Origin of the sequence: Microbacterium yannicii PS01, from assembly GCF_000304335.1 — a bacterium.
GTDB lineage: Bacteria > Actinomycetota > Actinomycetes > Actinomycetales > Microbacteriaceae > Microbacterium > Microbacterium yannicii_A.
The window spans coordinates 53,108-76,464 of sequence record NZ_CAJF01000008.1; the positions used below are offsets into that span (position 1 = coordinate 53,108).

The window sequence follows — 23,357 nt, forward strand, 5'->3', positions numbered from 1 at the left end:
TACGAAGCGGGCGGCAGGTGCCGCGTCCGGGGACCCCCCTAGTCCTGCCCAGGGGTCTTACACTCGGGGGCATGCTGGTGGGCCGGCAGCCTGAGCAGCAGGTGATCGATCGCCTGGTCGCTGCGGCTCGCCTCGGAACGAGCGGTGTGCTCACCCTCGTCGGCGAGGCAGGCGTCGGCAAGACGGCGCTGCTGGACCACACCGTCGCGAAACACCCCGACCTGCGGGTGCTGCGGGCGACCGGGCTCGAGACCGAGAGCGCGATCCCGTTCGCGATGCTGCTCCAGCTGCTGCGCCCAGCGCTGACCGCCCTCGACGGCATCCCGCCGGTGCAGGCCGAGGCCCTGTCGTCGGCACTCGCCCTTCCTCGTCGCCCGACAGCCGGCGCGACGGACAGCCGTGACCGCTTCGCGATCGGCGCCGCGGTGCTGAGCCTCATCTGCCGGTACGCCGAGGACGGCCCGGTCGCCGTCGTGGTCGATGACCTGCACCTGGCAGATAGCCCCTCCGCCGACGCGCTGGTGTTCGCCGGCCGCCGACTCGCCGCCGACCCGGTCGTCGCGCTGTTCGGCGTCCGCAGCCCCGAGGGCGACCGCGTCGTGGCGGGGCTGCCCGACCTGCGGTTGGGCGGACTCGATCTGGACTCGGCTCGAGCGCTGCTGGCCCGCGCTCGGGGGAGTGCGGACCCCGAAGACCACGTGCGCCTGCTTCATCGAGCGACCGAGGGCAATCCGCTCGCCCTCCTCGAGCTCGGCGCCGCCGACCGCGATGTCGTCGAGAGTGTCGAGACGGACATGCCGCTACGGGTCTCGCCGGCGATCGTCGCGGCGTTCGGCCGGCGCCTCGAGGGTGTGGATGCCGAGACCCGAGCGGTGCTGCTGATTGCCGCGGTATGCGGTGAAGACCTTCGCCTGGTCGCCGATGCCTGCGCCGCTCTCGGGAGCGACCCGGCCTCCTTGGCGCAGCGGAGGACGCCGGGCTCGTCTCGGTGACGCACGGACGCGTGAAGTTCCGGCATCCGCTCGTGCGTGCGGCCGTGTACTCGGGCGCGTCGGTGCAGCAGCGGCGCGCCGCGCACCGGGCGGCCGCCGACGTGACGCCGCCGGCCGACGTGGATCGGCGCGCGTGGCACCTCTCGGAGGCGGTGTGGCACCCCGACGTCGCCGTCGCCGATCTTCTCGCCGACGCGGGGGAGCACGCCGTCGCCCGCGCGGCGTACTCCGTGGCATCGGGGGCGTTCGAGCGGTCTGCGAGGCTCTCGCCCGACGAGGCTCAGCGCAGCGACCGGCTGCTGCGCGCGGCCGATACGGCCTGGTCGGCCGGCGAGGGCACCCGCGCGCTCGCCCTGCTCGACGATGGGATGCGCGTACCGGGCGGCATGCGAGAAGTCGAGCTTCGAGCCTCGATCGCGGCACGCGGCGGTTCGCTGCGCGAGGCGCTGGAGTTCCTGCTCGTGGCCGCCGGCCGCGCGCCGACAGCCGATGCCGAGGCGCTCGCGCTTGCCGACGCGGTGCACGCGACGTACTACCTCGGTGACGCGCGGACGGCGTCGTCGCTCGCCGACCGGCTGGAGGCTCTCCGCTCCCGGCTGCGAGAGCCGCCCACGAGGGCCCTGGCGCTCATGGCCACGGGGATGGCGCGGACTCTCGATGGGCGCGGCGGAGCAGACGAGATCCGGGCCGCGGTGCCGCTGCTCGAGACCGAACCCGCCTTGCGCCATGACCCACGCCGGCTCTCGTGGCTGCTCCTCGCGCCCCTCTTCCTCCGTGACGCCACGAGCGGCGCCCGTCTGCGCGCGCTCGTCGACGAGGTGCGCGGCGCCGCCGGAGTCGGAGCGCTTCCGGCGGTGCTCTTCCATGTCGCGGTCGACGAGTCCACGACGGGTGCCTCGTGGCTGCGGGCGGAGGCCGACTTCAGCGAGGCGATCCGCCTCGCCACCGAGACGGGCCAAACGACCGAGCTCGCGATGTCGCTTGCCGGGCTGGCACGGCTGGACGCACGTGCCGGCCGGCCGGCGGCCTGCCTGGAGCACGGCACGCGCGCGCTCGAGTTGTGCGCGGCCCGCGACATCCATGTCGGCTCCGTGTGGGTCGCCCACGCCCGCGGCGATCTGGAGCTGTCGCTCGGTCGTCCCGAGCGCGCTCTCGAGCGGTTCGCGGAGCTGATGACGCTGCTGGACGGGCTTGCGCTGCAAGACGTCGACCTGGCCCCCGGGCCGGAGCTGGTCGACGCGTTGGTGCGGTTGGGCCGCCGCGAAGAAGCCGCGGACACGGCCACGTCGTATCGCGAGCGCGCCGAGCACAAGGGGCAGCCGTGGGCTCGCGCCCGGGCTGACCGGGCCATGGGGCTTTCGGCGGACGACGCCGGATTCGACGCCTGGTTCGACAGCGCCGTGGGGTGGCACGCGCTGACTCTCGACCGGTTCGAGGTCGCGCGCACGCGACTCGCCTACGGCGAGCGACTGCGCCGGGCCGGCCGCCGGGTCGCGGCCCGCGAACAGCTGCGGCACGCGTTCGAGACGTTCTCGGAGCTCGGCGCCGTCGCCTGGCGCGACCGGGCAGCCGCCGAACTGACCGCCACCGGCGAGCACGTCCGCTCCGGCGGGGGCAACCCGATGGACGCGCTCACGCCGCAGGAGCTTCAGGTCGCTCTGCTCCTGGCGGGAGGCCGCACGACCCGAGAGGCGGCCGCGGCACTCTTCCTGAGCCCGAAGACCGTGGAGTACCACCTCCGCAAGGTCTACACGAAGCTCGGGATCGGCTCGCGGACCGAACTCGGCGAGGTCTTGCAGGCAGGAGTGGAGTAGACGTCAGCCCGTCGGACGGCCCGGCCAGGTCTTGCCGGCCCACGGGTCGTAGTCGGCGATGAGCTCCTCCTGCGGAGGACGATCCGGCTCGGGCACGTGCTGGAGATTGACGCGCACGCGGTACCACAGCGACGACGAGCCCCGCATGCCGTCGACGAGCACGTCCGCCGGATGGAGTTCAGCCACGACGGACGGATGCCGCGACTTCCACACCTCGAGAGCGTCGAGCGCCTCGGGCTTGGTCTTCGTCCGGGCCACCTCGATGAGCGGCATGGTGGACTGCCGGCGACCGTCGATGCCACCGCCGCGCGGCGGCTTTTCGGCGGGTCCGAGGTCTTCGGCGAGTCGGAGCAGCCCGTCGAGCGTTCCGACGGCGTCGTCGATGCCGGCGTGCGGGTCGCCGAGGGCGGCGAAGCGCTCGGGCACGGTGAGCACGGTGAACTCGGCGGGACGGCGATCGCGCACTTCGTCCCAGTCCAGCGGCGTCGACACCCGCGCGTCGGGTAGCGGACGGATCGAGTAGGCGGATGCCACGGTGCGGTCCTTCGCGTTCTGGTTGAAGTCGACGAACACGCTCTCGCCGCGCTCCTCCTTCCACCACCGCGCCGTCGCCAGCCCGGGCGCCCGGTTCTCGACCTCCCGGGCGAGGGTCTCGGCGGCGAGCCGGACCTGCTTGTAGTCCCACTGCGGTTCGATGCGCACCAGGATGTGCATGCCGCGGGAGCCGCTGGTCTTCGGCCAGCCGACGAGCCCGACGTCGTCGAGCACCTCGCGGGCGACGAAGGCGACATCCACGATCTGCGACCAGTCGACGCCGGGCATCGGGTCGAGGTCGATCCTCAGCTCGTCGGGACGATCGAGGTCTTCGGCGCGGACGGGGTGGGGGTTCAGGTCGAGGCAGCCGAGGTTGATCACCCACGCCAGGCCCGCGGCATCCCGGATCACCGCCTCTTCGGCGGAAGTCCCGGACGCGTAGTGCAACGTCGCCGTGTCGATGAACTCGGGGTGGTTCTCGGGCACGCGCTTCTGGAAGAACGGCTCGGCGTCGATCCCCTTCGGGAAGCGCTTGAGAACCATCGGCCTTCCGGCGGCCCCGCGAAGGGCCCCGTCGGCGACGGCGAGGTAGTAGCGCACGATGTCGAGCTTGGTGATGCCCGGCTCGGGGAACACGATCTTGTCGGGGCTCGAGATGCGCACCTCGTGGCCATCGATGTCGAGCGTCTCGGCCGGGGTCTTCGACGGGCTCATGCCGCCGACGCTACCCACATTCCTGTTCGCCGAACCACCCCTTGTCGTCGAGTTCACCCACGTTGGTCGTGCTCGGACGGGTGACTTCGGCGAGAAAGGGTGGGTTCGATGAAGGAAAGGAGGCCTCGCGGGGGAGCGGGTCAGGCGGCGAGGGAGAGCGAGACCTTCGAACCCATCGCCGTGCGCTGCCCGGTCTCGGCGGCGCGGAGGTCGTCGAGGACTCCGGCCGTCAGCTCGATGAGGGTCACCTCCAGGGCCCCTGCGACGGCGGCGATCATCTCGCTCGAGGGCTCCTTGAGCCCGCGCTCCATCTCCGACAGGTACTGCGGCGATACGCCGGCGCGCTCGGCCGTGTCGGCGAGGCGCTCGCCGCGATCATGCCTCAGGCGACGGAGGCGCTCGCCGAGCGCATCGCGCCACAGCGGCTCGGGCCTGCGGGCGGGCCGGCGCTCGGACGGGGTCGGCAGCGGAATGATCTCGGCCATGCCGTCACGATAGAACGCGGATGCCGCGTCCGCCCTGGCGTTCCGCCCACAGCAGAACGGTGCGAGCGACTCAGCGGGTGAGGTCCGCGAAGTCCGCGAGCGGAACGATCCCCTCAGCGGCCCGGCGCAGAGCCGGATCCAGGGCGACGAGCGCATCGGCCTGCAGCTTCGCGACGGCCAGGTACTCGGCATCCGCCGTGTCGTCCCAGCCGAGCTGATCGGCGACCTGCCATGTCACCGCGCGCGAGACGCGATCGCCGAGCAGCCGGATCTTGAGCGCCGCCAGCCGCTCGAGCAGCTCACGACCCTCAGCGGGAGATCGCCGGCCCGCCCTCACGCTGCGGTAGAGCTCGGACAGAGCCTGAGAGCGCAGCAGGTTCGGGCCGACGAGGCTGTGCTGCGCCGGGACTGCGACGTCCTCTTCGAGAAGGCGCATCGCCGCCGGCAGGTCGATCGCGAAGCGAGTCATGCCCCGATGCTGGCACGGCCCCCCGACACCGGGAAGAGCTGCCCGGCTGACACCGCGTCAGCGAAAGCGAGAGGCCGCCCGGCGAACCGGACGGCCTTTCGAGATGAGAGGGAGCGTTACTCGCTGCCTCGAAGGATGGCGAGGATGCGCAGGATCTCGATGTAGAGCCAGACGACCGTGACCATGATGCCGAAGGCGCCCAGCCACCCGTACGGACGGGGTGCGCCGTTGCGCACACCCTGCTGGATCTGGTCGAAGTCCAGGACGAGGGAGTACGCCGCCATGATCACGACGAAGACGCCGATGATGAGGCCGAGCGGGATGCCCATGATCTTGACCTCGCTGAGAAGGCCGAAGGCGCCACCGGCGATCGGGGCGTTGAAGAGCATGAGGCCGACGTTGATCAGCGAGAACACGAGGTAGCCGACCATCGCGATCATGAAGATCTTGGTGGCCTTCTTGGAGGCGCGGATCTTGCCGCTCGCGAAGAGCGCCAGGGTCACACCGACGACGGAGAGGGTGGCCAGGGTCGCCTGGAAGACGATTCCGGGCCAGATGAACTCGAAGAAGGCCGAGATACCGCCGACGAAGAGGCCCTCGAAGGCGGCGTACGCGAAGATGAGCGGCGGACGGATCTTCTTGCGCGAACCGAAGATGACGACCATCGACAGCACGAAGCCGCCGAGCGCGCCGATGATCCAAGGAAGGATCGACGGGTTCGGGTTGGCCGGCGTGACGCCCGCCATCGTCCACACCCAGCCGACGACGGCGGTGGCGACGAGGATCGCGAAAAGTCCGACGGTCTTCCACACCGTGTCTTCGACCGTCATGCGGTCGGTCTCGACGGCGCCGGCCGACGGTGCGGCGTACATGCCTTCGAGGTGCGCCTGGGCCGCGGCATCCGTCCCGGCGTGCTGTGCGGACGCGTACTGGGTCTGCGCGGCGGGCGGAGTCAGGCCCGCTGCCTGCCGGCCGCCCGGATAGGTCTGAACGGCCTTCGGGTCCTGGAAGGCCGCGTTGCTGAACGCGGGGTTGTTGAGGGCCACTTGCTCTCACACTCCAATGTCAAGGAAATCCCAGCAGGGTGCTGTGAATCCACAGTATCTGAACGCTCCACCGCGCGCCCAGATTCCCGCTGGGAGGAGGCTATGAACGGATGCCGCGGCGGCGGGTCCTGCCGAGCTGACGGTCTCTGCGACCAGAATGAGACGGTGCCGCGCCAGACTCCGCTCGTCATCGGGCATCGCGGTGCGCCCGGCTACCGTCCCGAGCACTCGCGGTCGTCGTACGACCTCGCCTTCGCCTTGGGCGTCGACGCCGTCGAACCCGACATCGTCGTCTCGCGCGACGGCGTGCTGGTGGTGCGGCACGAGAACGAGATCTCGGGGACGACGGATGTCGCCGACCGACCGGAGTTCGCCGACCGCCGCACCACGAAGACGATCGACGGGGCCGAGCTGACGGGCTGGTTCACCGAGGACTTCACGTGGGACGAACTCTCGACCCTCCGGTGCCGTGAGCGGCTGCCGCGGGTGCGCCCGAACAGCGCGAGCTTCGACGATCAGCAGCCGGTGCTGCGGCTGCGCGAGGTCCTCGATGCGGTGCGAGCGGCCTCATTCGAGCACGGCCGCGAGATCGGCGTCGTTCTCGAGATCAAGCACGCGACGTACTTTCTGACCTGCCTTGACGGCACGGAGGGATGGAATGTCGCGGCCCTCGTCGACGCCGAGCTGCGCGACGCCGGCTGGGCCGCCGGTGAGCTGCCGCTGGTGATCGAGTCGTTCGAGTCGAGCGTGCTGTACGAACTGCAGGAACGAGGCATCCCCGCCGCGTACGTGTATCTCCTCGAGTCCTCAGGTCGGCCGTTCGACCTTCTCGCCGCACATGGCAAGGCCGCTCCGACCTACCGTCAGACGGCGGCGCCCGCGGGCCTCGACGCACTGGCGGGACGCGTCGACGGCATCAGCGTCGACAAGCGCATGATCCTCGCGCCCGACAAGCTGGGCCGCCTCACGGGGCCGTCGCCCATGGTCGCCGATGCGCACGAGCGGGGCCTGCAGGTGTTCACGTGGACCCTCCGCCCGGAGAACCGCTTCCTGATAGGGCAGTTCCGCACCCGCGGACCCGCAGCGGCCCTCGGTGACTGGCAGTCGGAGTGGGCCGTCATCCGCGACGCCGGCGTCGACGGCGTCTTCGTCGACCACCCCGATCTGGGCGTCGAGTTCTTCCGCTCCTGACGCGGCTCGGGGTTGAGCCGCCGCGAGGGCCCGTCGCAACGGGCCGTCTCAACGGTGTCCCGCTGTCGAGCCGTCGCAACGGGCCGTCTCAACGGTGTCCCGCTGTCGAGCCGTCGCAACGGGCCGTTCCAACGGTGTCCCGCTGTCGAGTCGTCGCGAAGGGCCGTCCCCACCGGTGTCCCGCTGTCGAGCCGTCGCGAACTGGCCGTTCCCACCGGTGTCCCGCTGTCGAGCCGTCGCGAACGGGCCGTTCCCACCGGTGTCCCGCTGTCGAGCCGTCGCGAACGGGCCGTTCCACCGGTGTCCCGGTGTCGAGCCGTCGCGAAGGGCCGTTCCCACCGGTGTCCCGGTGTCGAGCCGTCGCGAAGGGCCGTTCCCACCGGTGTCCCGCTGTCGAGCCGTCGCGAAGGGCCGTCTGCGGAGAGTCGCGGCGGCCGAATGCGACGGCTCGGCGCAGAACGCGTCGTGCGACGGGGCGGCGGCTCGGCGCACGGGGCGCGGTGAACGCCGGCTCTCCGACGTCGAGCCGTCGCAAAGGGCCGTCCGCCAGTAGCCACGGCGGCCAGATGCGACGGGTCGGCGCAGAACACACGCCGCGACGGAACGGCGGGTCGGCGCAGAACGCACGCCGCGACGGAACGGCGGCTCGGCGCAGGGCGCCCGGTGAACGCCGGCCCTTCGATGTCGAGCCGTCGCAAGAGGCCGCATGCACCGGCCTCTCCGACTTCGAGCCGTCGCAGAGGGCCGTTTGAAGGGAGTCACGGCGGCCGGATGCGACGGCTCGGCGTAGAGCGCGAGGGCTCGGCGAAGAACGCACGCCGGGACTCCGCGACGGCTCGGGGCGCAACGCCCGACTCGTCGCCCGGGGGAGTGGCGCTGCCGCGGCGCGGCCCGCGCTGGGCGTTCACGTCGCACCCCTAGGGTGAGACGCGTGACTTCGCAGAGCATGGGCAGCCCGGGGATCGTGGTCGACGGCGTGCGTCGGTCGTTCGGCGAGGTGCAGGCGGTGCGCAACGTGACGCTGCAGGCGCACGCGGGTCGGGTCACCGGGCTCGTCGGGCCGAACGGCTCGGGCAAGACGACCCTCCTGCTCATGCTCTCGTCGCTGCTCGCCCCCGACGCCGGCTCGATCCGCATCGAGGGCGTCGATCCCGTCGCCGATCCGCACGCCGCCCGCGCCCTGCTGGGCTGGATGCCCGACGCGCTCGGCGCATGGGGCACGCTGACCTCGCGCGAGACGCTGACGGTCACGGCGCGGCTGTACGGGATGCCGAAGGCCGAGGCATCCGCTCGCGCCGACGTGCTGCTGGCCGAGGTGGGGCTCACCGACCTCGCCACCGCACCAGCCCGCGTGCTGTCGCGCGGTCAGAAGCAGCGGCTCGGCCTCGCCCGCGCGCTCGTGCACGACCCGCGGGTGCTGCTGCTGGACGAGCCCGCCTCGGGCCTGGACCCGCAGGCCCGCATCGACCTGCGGGTGCTGCTGCGCCGGCTCGCGGCCGAGGGACGCACCATCCTCGTGTCGAGCCACATCCTCTCCGAGCTCGAAGAGGTCGTCGACGACGCCGTCTTCCTCGTCGCCGGGTCGACCGTCGACCCGGGCCGGGTCGAGGCGGCCTCCCGCCGTGCGCGCCCGTGGCGCGTGCGTCTCGCCGGGGCCGAGGCATCCGTCGCCGCCGAGCAGGTTGCGGCGGCCCTGTCGCTTCCGGCCGACGCGGTGCGCGCCGACCGTCGCGATGCGGTGGTCGCCTTCGAGTCGGAGGATGCCGCAGCCGCCGCACTCCGCGACCTCGTGACCGCCGGACTGGGTGTGGTCGAGTTCGCCGCGGCCCAGGGCACCCTCGAGCGCACCTTCCTCGACCTCGGCGAGGGCGTGCCGCCGCAGGTGGCGGCGACCGAGCAGGCGCCCGAGCCGGTGCCCCCGGCATCCGCTTCTTCCGAACCCTCCGCGACCGACGAAGGCGAGGCGACCGCGTGAACGGTCAGCGACTGGGAACCATCGTCGGACTCGAGCTGACGCAGCGCACCCGCAGCGTCGCCTGGTATGTGCTGCTCGGCGTCTTCGGGGTGATCCTCGCCATCGTCACCGGCCTGTCGTTCGTGGCCTGGAACTTCACCGACGGTCCCGGTGCGGCGATCTACTCCACCATCGTCTACATCACCCTGCTGCTGGTCGTGCTCGTCTCGCCCACGCTCAGCGGCAACGCGATCAACGGCGATCGGGATGCCGCGACGCTCGCACCGGTGCAGGTCACACTCGCGACGACCGCCGAGATCCTCATCGGCAAGTTCCTCGCGGCGTGGGTCACCGGCCTGGCGTTCGTCGCGGTCTCGATCCCCTTCCTTCTCATCGCGACGCTCGGGGGTGGGGGCGACCCCGCCACGATCGGCGTCTCGCTCCTCGTGCTCGTCTTCGAGGTGGGCATCATCGCGGCGATCGGCGTCGCGCTCAGCGGCATCCTCTCGCGCCCGCTGTTCTCAGTGGCGACGACCTACCTCGTCGTCGCGGCGCTCGTCATCGGCACCCTGATCGCGTTCGCTCTGGTCGGCTTCACGGTCCGCTCCGAGGCGACCAGCGAGTACCGCTCGTACAACTACGAGGAGTACGAAGGCGACACCTACCCGTGCCTGCCCGGCGAGGAGCCGACCGGCGAGTATTCCTGCGACGAGGATGCTGAGATCACGTGCGGCCAATGGCAGGTCTCGACCTACGAGGTGCCGCGCTTCGACCGCGTGTGGTGGCTGCTCGCGGCGAACCCGTTCGTGATCCTCGCCGATGCCACCCCGACGCAGTTCGACGCCAACGGCTACCCGGTCGACCTCTTCGGCCAGATCAAGACCGGGGTGAGGTACGCCCAACAGCCGCCCGACCTCGAGCAGCGCTGGGATGACTGCTCGCGCGAGCCGGTGGAGGACACGCCCACGCCGGAGGAGATCATGGCACGCACGGCGCCGAGCTGGTTCGTGGGCATGGCGCTGCAGGCGCTGCTGGCAGCCGGTCTGCTGTGGTGGTCGTGGGCGCGTACGAAGACGCCCGCCGGTCGACTCCCGAAGGGCAGCCGCATCGCGTAGCGAATCGAGTGCGGCGTTTTCTGTCACATCCTGACGCCCCATCCGGTCTTGGCTGGTGAGCCCGTGCGCGCCCGCGCGCGGACCGCTGGGACGGAGAGGGATCGACATGAGAATCGCTGTCATCGGAGGAACGGGCCTGATCGGCACGCGCGTCGTCGCCCGGCTGCGTGAGACCGGTCACGACGTCGTCGTCGCGGCGCGCGCCACTGGCGTGAACTCCTACACCGGAGAAGGGCTCGAAGAGGCGCTCGAGGGCGTCGAGACCGTGGTCGACACCTCGAACTCGTCGTACCTCGACGAAGAGGCCGCGCGCGAGTTCTTCTACGCCTCGACGATGAACCTGCTCACGTACGGCGACGCGGCCGGCGTGCGGCATCACGTCGCGCTGTCCGTGGTGGGCACCGACCGCCTGGCGCGGTCGGAGGGCGGGTACTTCCAGGCCAAGGCCGCGCAGGAACGCCTGATCGTGGCCTCGGGCCGGCCGTACTCGATCGTGCACGGCACGCAGTTCTTCGAGTTCGTCCGCAGCATCACCGCCGCCGCCATGCGCAGCGGAATCGCCCGCGTCGCCGATGCGCTCGTGCAGCCCATCGCGGCCGACGACGTCGCCGCCGCCGTCGCCCGCGCGGCGCTCGGCCGGCCGACCCGGTCGATCGTCGAGCACGCCGGTCCCGAGATCTTCGAGCTGCGCGAGCTGGCGGAGAGGGAGCTGCAGTGGACCAGCGACGAACGCGAGGTCGTCGCCGACCCGCTCGCGACGTACTTCGGAGCCCGGCTGGAGCGTTGGGAGCTGCTGCCTGACGCGGACGCGGTCATCGCCCCGACGACCTTCCACGAGTGGCGGGTCCAGGCGCCCGACACCTCGGGTCTGGTCGTGCACGCCTCCGCGGGCGTACGCTGAGCGCGGCAACCGGGGTGAGAGGCGGCATGGGGTCGAGCACGGCGCCCGCGGCCGACGCGGAAGACATGGACTCGGCCGTCGACGTCTTCGAACAGCATCGGCGCCGGATCTTCGGCATCGCCTACCGGATGCTCGGCACGGTCGCCGACGCCGAAGACATCGTGCAAGAGACCTGGATCCGCTGGCAGAACACCGACCGTGACAGCATCCTCGAGCCCGCCGCCTTCCTGGCGACGATCGCGACGCGGCTGTCGATCAACGCGACGCAGTCCGCTCGCGCTCGCCGCGAGACCTACATCGGGCCGTGGCTCCCCGAGCCCGTGAACACGGATGCCGATCCGGCGCTCGGCGCGGAGCGCGGCGAGGCCTTGCAGTTCGCCATCCTGCTCACGCTCGAGAAGCTCACGCCCACCGAGCGTGCGGCCTACATCCTGCGGGAGGCCCTCGACTATCCGTACGAGCGGATCGCCGACATCGTCGGGGCGACCGTCGAGAGCGCCCGGCAGCTGGTGAGCCGGGCGCGCAAGCACCTGGCCTCGGCGAAGCGCGCCCAGGTGGCGGCATCCGACCATCGCCGTCTCCTCGAGGCGTTCCTCGTCGCAGCGCAGAAGGGTGACGTCTCGGCGCTCGAGAAGCTGTTCGCCGACGACGTCGTCAGCTACACCGACGGCAATGGGGTCAAGCTCGCGGCGCGCATCCCGGTGGCCGGAAGGCACCGGGTCGCGCAGTTCATCGCGTCGTGGTCGAGTCACTTCTGGGTCGGCAAGACCATCGACTGGGTCGAGCTCAACGGGCGCCCGGCGGCGACGATCTCGGACGCCGACGGTGTGATGACGACGTGCGCGCTCACGATGTCGGACGACGGCATCATGCAGGTGTTCTGGACGATGAGCCCCGACAAGCTGCGGCACGCCGCGCCGGCGGGGGCATGAGCCGCTGACGGCGACCCTTGCGGCGGACGGAGGCTACGGCATCCGCTCCCGGACGATGCGAGCCGTCGCCTCGGGGTCTGGCCGGTGCATCACCGACTCCGGCACGATCACGTACTCGGCCGTGGGCATCTCTTCGGCGAGCCGGTCGGCCGCAGAGATGAGCACCGGGAAGGTCTGCTCGCCGCGCAGGATCGTCACCGGCGCGCTCACACCGAGCATGTCGGACGTCGGCGTGGAGAGCTGACGAACCAGCGCGGCGTCGTAGACCGTCGACTGCGCGAGCGGAAGGAGCGAAGCGAACTGATCGCTGGCCCGGATGCTGTCGACCATCTGCTGCGGGAGCCCGACGCCCTCGAGCTGGAAGGTCACGATCGCCTCGCCAGCCGCGCCGGCGTCGACGAGGGACTGAAGCCGGTCCGGAAGGTCGTCGGCGGGTTCGTCGACGCCGAAGTGCAGGGGCGGCTCCGACAGGAACAGCGCCTGAACCGGCACGCCCAGCGAGGCCGCGAAGAGCGCGAGCACCGCGCCCGACGAGTGGCCCAGCACCGCGGCGTCGCCTCCGGCCGCCTCGATCACGGCGGCGAGGTCCTCCGTCTCGCGTTCGGGGGAGGAGCCGCGTGCGTCGCCGCTCGAGCCTCGCGCACGTCGGTCCCAGGTGACGGCGCGCAAGCCGGCTCTCGAGAGTGCCGAGGCGAGAGCGCCGGCATCGACGCCGCGCGACATCGCTCCGCCGACGATCACGACGACCGGCCCATCGCCGACCTGCTCGTACGCGATGCGGGTGCCGTCTGCAGAGGTCACGGTGTCCATGCCGTCAGGCAACCACGGGGCTCCGACAGTGGCAAGGCGCCCGGTGGGCTTGTCGGTCATGACGGCCTCGGGTCCGGTGAGTGGGCGTCCGTCAGCGGACGGACTCGGAGACGGCAGTCTGCTGACGCGGGGATGCCGGGCGTCAGTCGGTCCCCGCGGTGCTGCTGCGCCGCTCGATCAGAAGGGTGTCTCGCCACCGGCCGGTATGCGGCCCGATTTCGGCACGCGCGATCCGCTCGCGCCGCCCGACCACGCGGAATCCCGCCGATTCGTGCACCCTCAGGCTGGCGGCGTTGTCGGGAAAGATGCTCGACTGGATCGTCCAGATCCCGGCACCGTCCGCCGAGGCGATGAACGCGTCCAGCAGCACGCGCCCGATTCCCCGGCCCCGCGCGGAGCGGTCGATGTACACCGAGTGCTCGACGACTCCGCGATACGCGGGGCGACTCGAGACCGCGGATGCCGCGATCCAGCCGACGATCGCTCCATCGGAGTCGACCGCGACCAGGCGCAGATCGGGCAGCCGGCCCACGTCGAACGCCTCCCATGCCGGGGTCGCCACCTCGAAGGTCGCCTCGCCGTCTTCGATGCCCTGCCCGTAGATCCTCTCGACGTCCGGCCAGTCCGCGGCGGTCATCGCCCGGAGCGCGATCACGAGCAACAGCCGTCGCCGTCGCCCAGACCCGTCGAGCACACCCCGGTGGCCGGCAGCGTGAGTTCGACCTGGGATGCCGAGGTCAGGTCGCCCGCCAGCCATGCCGTGACGGAGCGCACCTGCTCGTAGCCGGTGGCCAGGAGGAAGGTCGGGGCGCGGCCGTAGGACTTCATGCCGACGATGAAGAAGCCCTTCTCCGGGTGGGTCAGCTCCGAGAAGCCGTGGGGCTCGACCGTGCCGCAGGAGTGCACATTCGGGTCGATGAGCGGCGCGAGTCGCTTCGGCGCCTCCACGATCTCGTCGAGCTCGAGCCGGATCTCGCGGAGCATGTCGAGGTCGGGGCGGAAGCCGGTCGCGTTGACCACGACATCCGTCACGTGCGTGACCAGCTCCCCGTCTCGGTGCCCGACCAGCTCAACCCGCTCGCCGCCCGGACCACGGCGGGCGCGGATGATCTCGAACCCGTCGATCACCGTGATCACGCCGTCGGCGACCGCCTGATCGACGCGGCTCCCGAGCCGTGCGCGGTCGGCGAGCTCGTCGTCGGCCGACGACGAGACGCGAACGGCCTGCGCGTTGCGGATCAGCCACGCCACCGAGGTGCCCGGCTCCTGTCGGACGAGCTCGACGAGGGCGAGCAGCGTGTTCGCCGCCGAGTGCCCGGCACCGACCACGGTGGTCCGGCGACCCGAGAATCGCGTGCGATCACGGCCCAGCACATCGGGGAGGGCAGGGCTCACCGCATCGGCGATGTCGCTCATGCCCAGCAGCTCCAGGCCGCTCGAGGAGAGCGGGTTCGGCGAGAGATAGGTGCCCGACGCGTCGATCACGGCGCGGGCGATCACTTCCTCCACGTCGCCATCGGTGGTGCGGATCCGGAGCGCGAACGGCGTCGTGGCGCGGCCGCGAGTACGCGTCCGGTCCATGCCCTCCCGGGTGACGGCGACGACCTGCACGCCCAGACGGGTGCGCGATGCGATCTCGTCCAGCTCGGCGAGTGGAGCCACGTATCGCTCGACGAGCTCGGTCCCGGTGGGGGCCCGCTCCGGCTCCGGCAGCTCCCAGCCTCGCGCTTCGAGCAGCCGGCGCGACGCCGGGTCGACGAGGTGCTTCCATGGCGAGAACAGGCGCGTGTGGCCCCATGCGCGCACGCTGGCACCCGCTCGACCGCCCGATTCGAAGAGGAGGAAGTCGATGCCACGCTCGACGAGATGGGCGGCGGCGGCGAGACCGATCGGTCCTGCGCCGATGATCGCGACGGGCAGTGTCGACAGACGATCGTTCTCGGTGACTCGGGGAGTCAGGTCGATAAGGGTCACGGCATCCTCCTGGAATATCGATGATCGTCGATACCTGATTGTTCCTCGGGCTATCGATGTCTGTCAATATCGATTACTGTCGATATATGACGACGCTGCTCGAAGTCGCGGACACGACCGCCGCTGCCTGCTGCACGCCACTCGTCCGCGAGCAGCTCTCGGCGTCGGAGGCGGAGCGGCTCGCCGGCACCATGAAGGCGCTCGCCGATCCCACCCGGCTGCGGCTGCTCTCGATCGTCGCGGCGTCAGAGGACGCCGAGGCCTGCGTGTGCGATCTGATCGAACCCGTAGGTCTGAGCCAGCCGACGGTGTCGCATCATCTGAAGATTCTCACCAGCGCCGGCTTCCTGACCCGCAGCAAGCGCGGGACCTGGGCCTATTTCCGGCTCGTCCCCGGCGCACTGGACCGTCTGTCGAAGTTTCTCGACGCCTCGTAACCCGCTCAGCTCGCGTTGCCGTGCCGCGGTAGGGCGCGCCCCGGTGCACCGGCAGCCGGGCTAGCATCCGGAGGTTCGCGCGACAACCCCTGTCCGGGTCGACGCAGTGCCGTTCTACGGTCGGGGCCATGACCCGATCACGAGGCGGCATCCAGGAGGTGGCGAGTGGCGTCTATCTTCTCGAGAAGGCGCTGACCAACTGTTATCTGATCGTCGACGACGACGGGATCGTGCTCATCGACGGTGGGCTTCCCCGACACTGGCCGCTGCTGACGGAGGCGGTGCGGCGGGTGGGCGCGACGCCCGACGACATCGACGCCGTGATCCTCACGCACGCGCACTTCGACCATGTCGGAATGTGCGATCGACTCATTCGCGAGCACCGGGTCGTCTCGCACGTGCACCCGAAGGATCACTCGCTGGCGCGGCATCCGTATCGGTACGCGCACGAATCGCCGCGCGTGCGCTACCCGTTCCGCTACCCGGCCGCCCTTCCGGTCCTCGTGCGGATGACCGCCGCAGGAGCCTTGGCCGTGAAGGGCGTCGACGCTCGCCCGAGCATCGAGCCGGGTGTGCGGCTCGACATGCCCGGGGGACTGGTGCCGGTGTTCTCGCCGGGGCACACCCTCGGGCACTGCGGGTTCCACCGTGCCAAGGACGACATCCTCTTCGCCGGAGATGCCCTGGTGACGATCGATCCGTATACCACCCGCCGTGGTCCGTGCATCGTCGCGGGCGCGGCGACGGCCGACAGCACCGCCGCGCTCGCCTCGCTCGAGCAGTTCATCGACACCGAGGCGCGGCTGGTGCTGACCGGTCATGGCGCACCGTATCGCGGCGGCATCCGGAGCGCCGTCGAGCGAGCGCGGATCGCCGGTCCGGCGTGACGTCAGGCGCCTTCGACGTCTACGACGCCCGGGATCGGCGAGGCACCGGGGAACTGCGCACGCAGCACGTTGACGCCTTCCTGCGGGTGGGCGTCTGCGACGAGCGACTGGCGCTGCTCTCGGGTCTTCGCGGTGTCGAGTCCCATGCCCTCTTCCCGGTGCTGTTCCAGGGCAGGGTCGCACTCGCCGTCCCGGTTGAAGGACCACATGAGCATCGGATCGCCCATCGGGATGGCATTGCCCGGTTCGCCGTCGTGCCGGCCGGTGTGCCAGGTGTGCCAGGTCTTGCCATAGCTGTTGAGGAGTCGCTTGAGGAAGGCCTTCTCGGCCGCGTCGGGAAGGCCGGGTGCGATCAGCTGGCCGGAGAGGATCTCGAAGTTGTGCGGGTGCCAGTAGCCGCGCTCCTCGGCCGGGAGAGTCTCGAAGAGGCGCTCCGACACGATGTATTCGATACCGATCAGATTCGCCTCGCGGGTGTTGCCGTCGAAGAGCGCGCACTGGATGAAGTCGTCGTTGACGACGCGGCAGAAGTGATGAGCCTCCATCTGCATCTGCGGGTCGTCCTTGGCGGGATGAAAACCCACGACATAGACATCGAAGCCCTTGAGCGGAGTGGTGCTCTGCAGGAGGTTCGCCCCCTGTTCGAGAGCGGCGAGCCAGACTCCCTTGCCCTCACCCGCGGGGACGGTGGGGCTGCGGCGATCCTTCGAGCTCATGGTGACTGTGGGCGTCGGCTGCTCAGGCCGTCCGGATGTCGCCGCGAGGGTCGAGAGCGCTCAGGGCGTCGTCGAACACGAGCGTCTGCAAAATCTCGACCGCGCGGTCGTAGCGGTGCCCTTCCAGGACCACGTACACGGCGCCGACCACCTCGACGTACCCGATGACGCCGCCGTCCAAGCGGACCTCGTACCGGTCGAAGCCGACGCGAGCCCACTTAAGGTGGGCGGAGGGGGCGGGTGCGTCGGGCAGGCGACGCATCGGAAGCTGCTTGAGCGACTCGGTGGCGCCCAGACCGGACGCCCTCACATCACGGGCGGATACGGTGCTGACGGACATCACGCCACCTCCTTATTGCCTTATTGCGATCATCATCGCCGTGTCCGCGAATCGCACGGAGAGGGTTGATTTCGGGAGGCGATCTGGGCTATAAAGCCACCACGAACGCGCAGGCGGCCAGCACGGCCGTGACCGGCGTCATCACGTGGCGCTCGGGACGACTTCTCGAGAATCCGTTGAGGAGGATGCCGGCGGCGAAGTAGGCGAACAGCACCCATGTCGCCACACGGGCGACGATGCCGGGCTCGCCCATCACGCCGGCGCGCCAGACACTCCGTCAAGTGCCCCGCATCATTCGGCGCGGCCGCAGCCGAAAGGAGCGTGACTCTAGCTCTTCCTGCGGGCGCTGACAACGGTCATGCCGCCATCGCCACTATTGATTAGAACCGTGGCATGCAGAAGATCGTGTACGCCGGGGGCGAGTTCCTGACGGGGGATGAGATCGCCACGGCACTGCTCGAGTACAGCCGCGCATTGGGGCAGGAAGACACCGCGCAGATCGTCGAGATTCCGATCGTCGAGCCCGACGGAGCCCGAGCCACGGCGAAGTTCCTCATCGGGCCGGCGAGTCAGATCGTCGTCACATCGGTCCGGAGCGGCGTGGAAGAGCCGCGAGACCAGGACGTCGTCGACCGACTACGGAGCATGACCCGACGGCTCCGCTACCCCGAGGCGTCGACGTCGGATGAGCCGGAGCCCAGCGCACTGAACCACCCGTTCTACGCATAGCTCTCCTCACAGAGGTCGAACCTGCGCCGGGAGCTCTCCGAGTTCAGCGCTCGGCGTCGAGGCTCTTCTGGCTCGCTCGGGCGTTCGCCTTCTGGATCGCCTCGACGAGTTCGTCCTTCGTCATCCTCGTCCGCCCGCGCACGTCCAGACGCTTCGCGACCTCGAGCAGATGCTTCTTCGTCGCGTTGGCGTTGACGCCGCCGGCGGTCTCGCCGTCGCGGCTCATCGCGCCCTCATCCGAGGGGCCCCGCTCCGGCTTCTTCTCCCAGTGGTCTCCGACCTTCTCGTACTGGTGCTTGAGCGCCGAGAACGCGGTGCGATGGGCGCGCTCTCCCTCGCCGTAGGTGTCGACCGCGGCGTCGTGCGTCTCGGACCAGATGTCCTGCGCGTGCTGCGGTGATCGCTTGATCGTCGCGGGGAGTTCTTCGCGGGCCGGCATTTGGGACGCTCCTTCCGAATCGATCCTCGATATCGAGGATGCCGTTATGAGGCGAGGTGTTCCGATGGGGCAGCCGTGTCGGCGCGGACTTCGCCCCAGAGGGCATCGAGCGAGATCCCGAGCGCCGACGCGATCGCGGCGATCGTCGGGAAAGCCGGGGCCGGCACGCGTCCGGACTCGATCTTGCGCAGCGTCTCGGGTGAAACGCCGGCGTCGAGGGCGACATCCAGCATGGACCTCTGCCCGCGTGCCCGTCGGAGCGTGGCACCCAGGCGCTGTCCGCGCTCCACCTCGTCCGCCGTATGCGGCATCCGGACCATCATGCTCCGATAGTAGTACCGGGATAACTTTACCGGTATTGTTATCTGGTGATCGAGATCCTCTCTCCCGGCCAACTCGCTCAAGCCCGCGTGAGCGGAGCGCTCGTCGCCGACATCCTCACTTCGCTCAGAGATCGGGTGCGCGTGGGCACGAACCTGCTCGAGGTCGACGGCTGGACGCGCTCGATGATCGAGGACGCCGGGGCGACCTCCTGCTACGTCGACTACGCGCCCTCCTTCGGGCGCGGGCCCTTCGGCCACTACATCTGCACAGCCGTGAACGACGCCGTCCTCCACGGCCGCCCTCACGACTACGCGCTCGCCGACGGCGACCTGCTCACCTTGGACCTCGCGGTCTCGACCGGCGGCATCGCGGCCGACTCCGCCATCAGCTTCCTCGTGGGAAGCGCGCGCCCCGCCGGCAGCGCCGAACTCATCGACGCGACCGAGCGCGCCTTGGCCGCCGGCATCGCCGCCGCCCGCCCCGGCGCTCGGATCGGCGACCTGTCGCACGCCATCGGTACCGTGCTCACGGCTGCGGGGTATGCGATCAACATGGAGTTCGGCGGGCACGGCATCGGCTCGGCCATGCACCAGGATCCTCACGTTGCCAACAACGGGCGCCCGGGTCGTGGCTACAAGCTGCGCCCGGGTCTCTTGCTCGCGCTCGAGCCCTGGGTCATGGCCGACACCGATCGACTGATAACGGATGCCGACGGCTGGACTCTTCGCAGCGCCACAGGCTCTCGCACCGCACACAGCGAGCACACGATCGCGATCACGGACGACGGGGCGGAGATCCTGACGCAGTCTCGTCGACCGTCGTGAGCTTCAGCGGAGCGAGAGCCGGCGCCGTCCGTCAACCGGACGCGCGCTTACGTGGCTTGATGAATGCGCGCGACTCCGCGCTTGCTCGCTTCTCGGCGCGCTTCTCCTTGAGTGACGACTGAGCGACCTTCCTCGCGTCGCGTGGTCGTGGTGATCTGCCTGACATGATGACTCGCTTCCCCTCGGTCGGCTGGCGGGTGAACCCTCGACCATAGCCGCCTCCACAGGAAAGTCAACTCCGCGTGCTCGATCTTCGGAAATGCCGCTGACTTGCCTTTTTCTGTATCCGGGCTATGGTGATGGCCATGACCATCATCGCCCGCCGAACCACCAGGGAGCGTCTGACCGACGCTTCCGTGGTGACGGCAGTGGTCGACATCGCGGGCGCCCGGCACGAGGTGCTCCCGCCCCGGCGGAACGTCACCGGTGGTCTGCTCGTGCAGCCCACCCGGCGCGGCGCACCTCCGTAGGATCCCATCCATCGGATCGGTCCAACCGGACAACCAGCGCGTCGCATGCCACATGCGGCGCTTTTTTGTACCCAAGGAGCACACCATGACCACCCACGTCCCGGACACCGCCGCCCTTGCGGGCGTACAGCGCGAGCTCGAGCGGCAGCTCGAAGAGCAGGTCGCCGTCCTCCAGGAGCTCGCGCCTTTCGCTCTTCCGAGCGTCGACCCCGTCGCCTTCCAGACGGCGGCGTCTCACCGTGCCGCCGTCGAGCAGATCACCGCGGCTCTGAACCGCATCTCGGCCGGCACGTACGGCCGATGCACCCGGTGCGGACAGCAGATCGCACCCGCACGACTCGAGGTGCTTCCGCACGCGGCTGCCTGTATCGGGTGTCAGAGCCATGCCGAAGCCGCGTAGCAGCAAACCGGTCGCGATCCCGTCCGTTGCGCCCGTTGCCGGCCGGTTCGCCGCGAGGCGCCGGGACGGAGAGTCGACGATGGATGGCCGCCGGGGTGGCGCTGAGGCCCATTCCGGGAGTGCGTTCTACGGTGCGAGCGCGCGCTGGCTTGCGCTTGGCTGAGTAAGGCGGAGTGAGCGCGCAAGCGTCGCTGTCACGCGGCACCTCGGCGCCAGACGGCGGTTCAGACGCGACGGCGGGAGTCGAACCCGCAACGCTTCCGGGTATGAGCCCGAGCCCGGGACCACCCGGAACGCCGCGATGCCCGTTGCTGACGCTCGGGGAGGGCTCCACGCTAACCAGCGCGGGAGACCCGCGGGTGAACGTGAACCCTCGTGTCACTGGGTTTCGGGATGTGACGGATGCCGGAGCCCGACCGTCTACCGCTCGACCAGTTCTTCGCCCGACGGGCCGATTCCGCTGCGGTCGCTTCCGGAAGCCATTTCGACGTCGCGGTCGTCCTCGTATCGACGGGCGACGGCATCGAGCAGCAGGCTGCGGTGCAGCTCCAGGACCGGACGTCGGTCCTCGGGCGCCACGGCGAGCAGGTCGTCGAGCGCGGAGTGGATGCGTCGGGCAACCTGCGGTGACCCGGCACCGGCGAGCCGGACTTCGGTGAAAGCGAGGCGGACGTAGTCGTTCCAGGTCATCAGGTTCTCCGTCAGGCGCAGCATCCCATCCTCGTCGTGGTGACGACCGTCCGGGAACGTCCGCCGGACGAGTTCCCGCAGGCAGTCGTGCAATCGATCGATGGCCTGGACCGCCGTCGTGGGATCCTGCCACGGCGCGTCGGAGAGAGCACGGATGGCCATGTCGACGAGCAGCCGCATGCCGTAGGCGACGTCCTGCTCCAAGGTGCGTTCGAGGCGTACCACGATGCACGCGTGCACTTGCTTGCGGTCCAGACGGCCGGGCTCGCCGTGCACCTGGAACAGCCGCCCGCCGGCGGGGATGAACTCCCCGAGCGCGGGAACCAGCTCGAGAGCGCAGTCGGCGCGACGCGCCACCTCCACGAGTTCGTCGCGATCGATTCGCGTCAGAACCCCGGACTGTTCGGCTACGACGATGCTCGGATCGGTGAGGTCGGCCGACGGCTCCTCGTGCGGGTAGACGTCATCGATGAGCTTGCGGGTGTTGTCTCCCGCGATCTCCACGAGGGCCGAAACCCGCAGCGCCTGACCGATGTGGTGGATGTAGATCACGAGCACGGCGATGCTCGCCAACGAGAGCACGAACGTCGTGACGATGCCGACCCCCGGTACGTGGCCCGGCTGGCCGGGCCCACCGATCTCGACCTCGCGGATGGTGAGGAGCGTATGGACGAAGGTCGCGACGAACAGGCCGATAGCGAACTGGCTCTGTCGGTCGCGCAGCAGCCGCTGCACGATGCGCGGCGAGAACTGGCCCATCGCCAGCTGCACCACGACCAGGACGATCGTCAGGACCAGGACGGCGAGGTTGACCATCGACGCTGCGACCGTCGTGAGGATCTCCAGGGCCGCCTCGGGACTTCCGACGATGGTCTCGGGGAGCAGCTCGTACTCGGTGACCCGGTCGATGGCGATCGTCGAGAAGGAGATGACGATCCCGAGGAGAACGCACAGGACCGGGATCAGCCACAGCGACGTCAACGCGTTGCGATAGTGCTTGTAGACGTTGATCTGCAACCCACCCCCTCGTGGGAACCGGCGACGCGCGAGAACCGGTTTGCGCAGAGCCTAGCCTTCGGCGTTGGTGGAAGACAGAGCGATGAGGCGCGGGGGTGGTGGCGTTCTCGTCCGCTTCGCTCGCTCAACGACCGGGAGGAGGCGGGGGAGGGGGAGCATTCAATGCCCGCAGCATGCGCTCGAGCGTCTCTCGCATCTCCTCGCGAGCGGGCGAGCCGAGATCGATCGTGTACTCGACGCCTTCGGGAATCCACGACAGGCCGTACATCGTCTCGCGGAAGTCGCCGCCGCCGACCGGCCACCGCGTGCGGCCGTCGCCCTCGTCGGACGCGCCCTGCCCCCACTGCCCGAACATGTCTCGCATCTCGGCCAGCGGCAGCTCCATCACGGCGTCGGCCTCGACGGCCTGCCGCACCCACGAGCGCGCGACGAAGATGAACTCCTCGATCTGCTCCGGCGTGAGCGGCTGCGGTGTGAACAGCACCCGCGTGTGCTCCACATCGGTCAGGCGGTCGACGCGAAATGTCCGCCAGTCGTCCTTCTCGAGGTCCCAGCACAGCAGGTACCAATGGCGGTCGGCCGGCGCGAGAGCCTGCGGCTCGACGCGGCGCTTGGTGACCTCGCCGGATGCGGCGGTATAGGTGAAGCGCACCCGCTCGCGATCGCGGCAGGCCAGCGCCAGCTCGCCGAGCACTTCACTCGACACCGCCGCGCCGGCGTTGATGCCCGCCGGCTGCACCGTCTCTGCGAGCGCCGCGACCCGGCGACGCAGGGGTGCGGGCAGCACCTGCTCGAGTTTCGCGAGGGCGGTGATGGTGGTCTCGGGGCCGCTCACGAGGCGCTGGGATGCCGCCACTCGCAGCCCGATCGCCATGGCCACGGCCTCTTCGTCCGTGAGCAGCAGCGGCGGAACAGCGCTTCCCGCCTCGAGGCGATAGCCGCCCGCGGCGCCCGGCGACGACTCGATCCGATAGCCCAGATCGCGGAGGCGCTCGACGTCGCGACGCACCGTCCGCTCCGTGACGCCGAGCCGGTCGGCGAGCTCCGACCCCGGCCAGTGCCGGTGGGTCTGCAGAAGATTGAGCAGCGAGAGCGCTCGGGTGGTCGTATCGGACATGGTTCAAGATTGCCCTAGGTTGCGGACCGAATGTGT

27 protein-coding genes and 1 tRNA gene are annotated in these 23,357 nt (G+C 70.0%); 13 read left to right on the plus strand and 15 right to left on the minus strand.

Features of this window, described 5'->3' with window-relative positions; translation table 11 throughout:
• Positions 1-71 precede the first annotated feature (71 nt).
• Together WYM_RS21040 and WYM_RS19440 are read left to right on the plus strand one after the other, a co-directional pair.
• On the plus strand, positions 72-992 hold the full coding sequence (locus WYM_RS21040; RefSeq protein ID WP_026059609.1) for an AAA family ATPase: 921 nt from the start codon (positions 72-74) through the stop codon (positions 990-992).
• Positions 989-2,806 carry a helix-turn-helix transcriptional regulator gene (locus WYM_RS19440; RefSeq protein WP_026059610.1) on the plus strand — a complete coding sequence of 606 codons (1,818 nt, stop codon included), beginning with the start codon at positions 989-991 and terminating at the stop codon, positions 2,804-2,806. Before WYM_RS21040 ends, WYM_RS19440 begins: the two co-directional genes overlap by 4 nt.
• 3 nt (positions 2,807-2,809) lie before the next feature.
• Here WYM_RS19440 and ligD read toward each other — a convergent pair whose 3' ends face one another.
• The 4 genes from ligD to WYM_RS06285 form a co-directional block, all read right to left on the minus strand.
• Positions 2,810-4,054: a non-homologous end-joining DNA ligase gene (gene ligD / locus WYM_RS06270; RefSeq protein ID WP_019179972.1), complete on the minus strand. Its 1,245-nt coding sequence runs from the start codon at positions 4,052-4,054 to the stop codon at positions 2,810-2,812.
• Positions 4,055-4,194: 140 nt separating this feature from the next.
• A complete protein-coding gene (locus tag WYM_RS06275; RefSeq protein ID WP_019179973.1) occupies positions 4,195-4,539 on the minus strand; it encodes a helix-turn-helix domain-containing protein in 345 nt (114 codons plus the stop codon).
• A gap of 70 nt (positions 4,540-4,609) precedes the next feature.
• Positions 4,610-5,008 (minus strand): hypothetical protein, encoded by a 399-nt coding sequence (locus WYM_RS06280; protein WP_019179974.1) that lies wholly within the window; start codon positions 5,006-5,008, stop codon positions 4,610-4,612.
• Between the two features lie 116 nt (positions 5,009-5,124).
• Positions 5,125-6,054: a Bax inhibitor-1/YccA family protein gene (locus WYM_RS06285; protein WP_019179975.1), complete on the minus strand. Its 930-nt coding sequence runs from the start codon at positions 6,052-6,054 to the stop codon at positions 5,125-5,127.
• A 165-nt stretch (positions 6,055-6,219) separates the two neighbouring features.
• On the opposite strand from WYM_RS06285, the gene WYM_RS06290 reads away from it, so the two are divergent.
• The 5 genes from WYM_RS06290 to WYM_RS06310 all read left to right on the plus strand — a co-directional run bounded on the left by WYM_RS06290 (position 6,220) and on the right by WYM_RS06310 (position 12,147).
• Positions 6,220-7,245 (plus strand): glycerophosphodiester phosphodiesterase family protein, encoded by a 1,026-nt coding sequence (locus WYM_RS06290; protein ID WP_026059611.1) that lies wholly within the window; start codon positions 6,220-6,222, stop codon positions 7,243-7,245.
• Positions 7,246-8,191: 946 nt separating this feature from the next.
• On the plus strand, positions 8,192-9,220 hold the full coding sequence (locus WYM_RS19445) for an ABC transporter ATP-binding protein (RefSeq protein WP_019179977.1): 1,029 nt from the start codon (positions 8,192-8,194) through the stop codon (positions 9,218-9,220).
• The gene (locus WYM_RS06300) at positions 9,217-10,314 is read left to right on the plus strand and encodes an ABC transporter permease (protein ID WP_019179978.1); all 1,098 of its coding nucleotides are present in this window, start codon (positions 9,217-9,219) and stop codon (positions 10,312-10,314) included. Before WYM_RS19445 ends, WYM_RS06300 begins: the two co-directional genes overlap by 4 nt.
• Before the next feature lie 106 nt (positions 10,315-10,420).
• Entirely contained in the window at positions 10,421-11,215 is a 795-nt protein-coding gene (locus WYM_RS19450) for an SDR family oxidoreductase (protein WP_019179979.1), read from the plus strand.
• Positions 11,216-11,241: 26 nt separating this feature from the next.
• Complete coding sequence (locus WYM_RS06310; RefSeq protein WP_019179980.1) at positions 11,242-12,147, plus strand: RNA polymerase sigma-70 factor; 906 nt, start codon at positions 11,242-11,244, stop codon at positions 12,145-12,147.
• 33 nt (positions 12,148-12,180) lie between these two features.
• Here WYM_RS06310 and WYM_RS06315 read toward each other — a convergent pair whose 3' ends face one another.
• The 3 genes from WYM_RS06315 to WYM_RS06325 all read right to left on the minus strand — a co-directional run bounded on the left by WYM_RS06315 (position 12,181) and on the right by WYM_RS06325 (position 14,931).
• A complete protein-coding gene (locus WYM_RS06315) occupies positions 12,181-12,957 on the minus strand; it encodes an alpha/beta fold hydrolase (RefSeq protein WP_019179981.1) in 777 nt (258 codons plus the stop codon).
• A gap of 142 nt (positions 12,958-13,099) precedes the next feature.
• Positions 13,100-13,594: a GNAT family N-acetyltransferase gene (locus WYM_RS06320; RefSeq protein WP_040569121.1), complete on the minus strand. Its 495-nt coding sequence runs from the start codon at positions 13,592-13,594 to the stop codon at positions 13,100-13,102.
• A 14-nt stretch (positions 13,595-13,608) separates the two neighbouring features.
• Positions 13,609-14,931 carry an FAD-dependent oxidoreductase gene (locus WYM_RS06325; RefSeq protein ID WP_019179983.1) on the minus strand — a complete coding sequence of 441 codons (1,323 nt, stop codon included), beginning with the start codon at positions 14,929-14,931 and terminating at the stop codon, positions 13,609-13,611.
• Positions 14,932-15,017: 86 nt separating this feature from the next.
• On the opposite strand from WYM_RS06325, the gene WYM_RS06330 reads away from it, so the two are divergent.
• Together WYM_RS06330 and WYM_RS06335 are read left to right on the plus strand one after the other, a co-directional pair.
• On the plus strand, positions 15,018-15,368 hold the full coding sequence (locus tag WYM_RS06330; protein WP_019179984.1) for an ArsR/SmtB family transcription factor: 351 nt from the start codon (positions 15,018-15,020) through the stop codon (positions 15,366-15,368).
• Between the two features lie 128 nt (positions 15,369-15,496).
• Positions 15,497-16,255, plus strand: coding sequence for an MBL fold metallo-hydrolase (locus WYM_RS06335; protein WP_019179985.1), 759 nt, complete (start codon positions 15,497-15,499; stop codon positions 16,253-16,255).
• A gap of 2 nt (positions 16,256-16,257) precedes the next feature.
• On the opposite strand, the gene WYM_RS06340 is transcribed toward WYM_RS06335, so the two are convergent.
• From WYM_RS06340 to WYM_RS21680, 3 genes are all read right to left on the minus strand, one after another.
• The gene (locus WYM_RS06340) at positions 16,258-16,971 is read right to left on the minus strand and encodes an OBAP family protein (protein WP_019179986.1); all 714 of its coding nucleotides are present in this window, start codon (positions 16,969-16,971) and stop codon (positions 16,258-16,260) included.
• Positions 16,972-16,993: 22 nt separating this feature from the next.
• Positions 16,994-17,311, minus strand: coding sequence for a hypothetical protein (locus tag WYM_RS06345; protein WP_019179987.1), 318 nt, complete (start codon positions 17,309-17,311; stop codon positions 16,994-16,996).
• An 88-nt stretch (positions 17,312-17,399) separates the two neighbouring features.
• Entirely contained in the window at positions 17,400-17,567 is a 168-nt protein-coding gene (locus WYM_RS21680) for a hypothetical protein (protein WP_157524930.1), read from the minus strand.
• Between the two features lie 137 nt (positions 17,568-17,704).
• Here WYM_RS21680 and WYM_RS06355 point away from each other — a divergent pair, with 137 nt between their 5' ends.
• Entirely contained in the window at positions 17,705-18,040 is a 336-nt protein-coding gene (locus WYM_RS06355) for a hypothetical protein (RefSeq protein ID WP_019179989.1), read from the plus strand.
• A 43-nt stretch (positions 18,041-18,083) separates the two neighbouring features.
• Here the strand turns inward: WYM_RS06355 and WYM_RS06360 are convergent, their stop codons facing one another.
• Together WYM_RS06360 and WYM_RS06365 are read right to left on the minus strand one after the other, a co-directional pair.
• Positions 18,084-18,479, minus strand: a complete 396-nt coding sequence (locus tag WYM_RS06360; RefSeq protein WP_019179990.1) for a ChaB family protein — start codon at positions 18,477-18,479, stop codon at positions 18,084-18,086.
• 44 nt (positions 18,480-18,523) lie between these two features.
• Positions 18,524-18,799 (minus strand): helix-turn-helix domain-containing protein, encoded by a 276-nt coding sequence (locus WYM_RS06365; protein WP_026059613.1) that lies wholly within the window; start codon positions 18,797-18,799, stop codon positions 18,524-18,526.
• A gap of 48 nt (positions 18,800-18,847) precedes the next feature.
• On the opposite strand from WYM_RS06365, the gene map reads away from it, so the two are divergent.
• The 3 genes from map (at position 18,848) to WYM_RS06380 (ending at position 20,497) form a co-directional block, all read left to right on the plus strand.
• Positions 18,848-19,627, plus strand: a complete 780-nt coding sequence (gene map, locus WYM_RS06370; protein WP_019179992.1) for a type I methionyl aminopeptidase — start codon at positions 18,848-18,850, stop codon at positions 19,625-19,627.
• 305 nt (positions 19,628-19,932) lie between these two features.
• Positions 19,933-20,097, plus strand: a complete 165-nt coding sequence (locus WYM_RS21920; RefSeq protein WP_192813722.1) for a hypothetical protein — start codon at positions 19,933-19,935, stop codon at positions 20,095-20,097.
• An 85-nt stretch (positions 20,098-20,182) separates the two neighbouring features.
• Positions 20,183-20,497 (plus strand): TraR/DksA family transcriptional regulator, encoded by a 315-nt coding sequence (locus WYM_RS06380; protein ID WP_019179994.1) that lies wholly within the window; start codon positions 20,183-20,185, stop codon positions 20,495-20,497.
• 228 nt (positions 20,498-20,725) lie between these two features.
• Here the strand turns inward: WYM_RS06380 and WYM_RS21685 are convergent.
• The 3 genes from WYM_RS21685 to WYM_RS06390 form a co-directional block, all read right to left on the minus strand.
• A tRNA-Met gene (locus WYM_RS21685) sits at positions 20,726-20,798 on the minus strand.
• 119 nt (positions 20,799-20,917) lie between these two features.
• Positions 20,918-22,204 carry a DUF2254 domain-containing protein gene (locus WYM_RS19460; RefSeq protein WP_019179995.1) on the minus strand — a complete coding sequence of 429 codons (1,287 nt, stop codon included), beginning with the start codon at positions 22,202-22,204 and terminating at the stop codon, positions 20,918-20,920.
• A 124-nt stretch (positions 22,205-22,328) separates the two neighbouring features.
• Complete coding sequence (locus WYM_RS06390) at positions 22,329-23,321, minus strand: helix-turn-helix transcriptional regulator (RefSeq protein WP_019179996.1); 993 nt, start codon at positions 23,319-23,321, stop codon at positions 22,329-22,331.
• Positions 23,322-23,357: the final 36 nt, after the last annotated feature.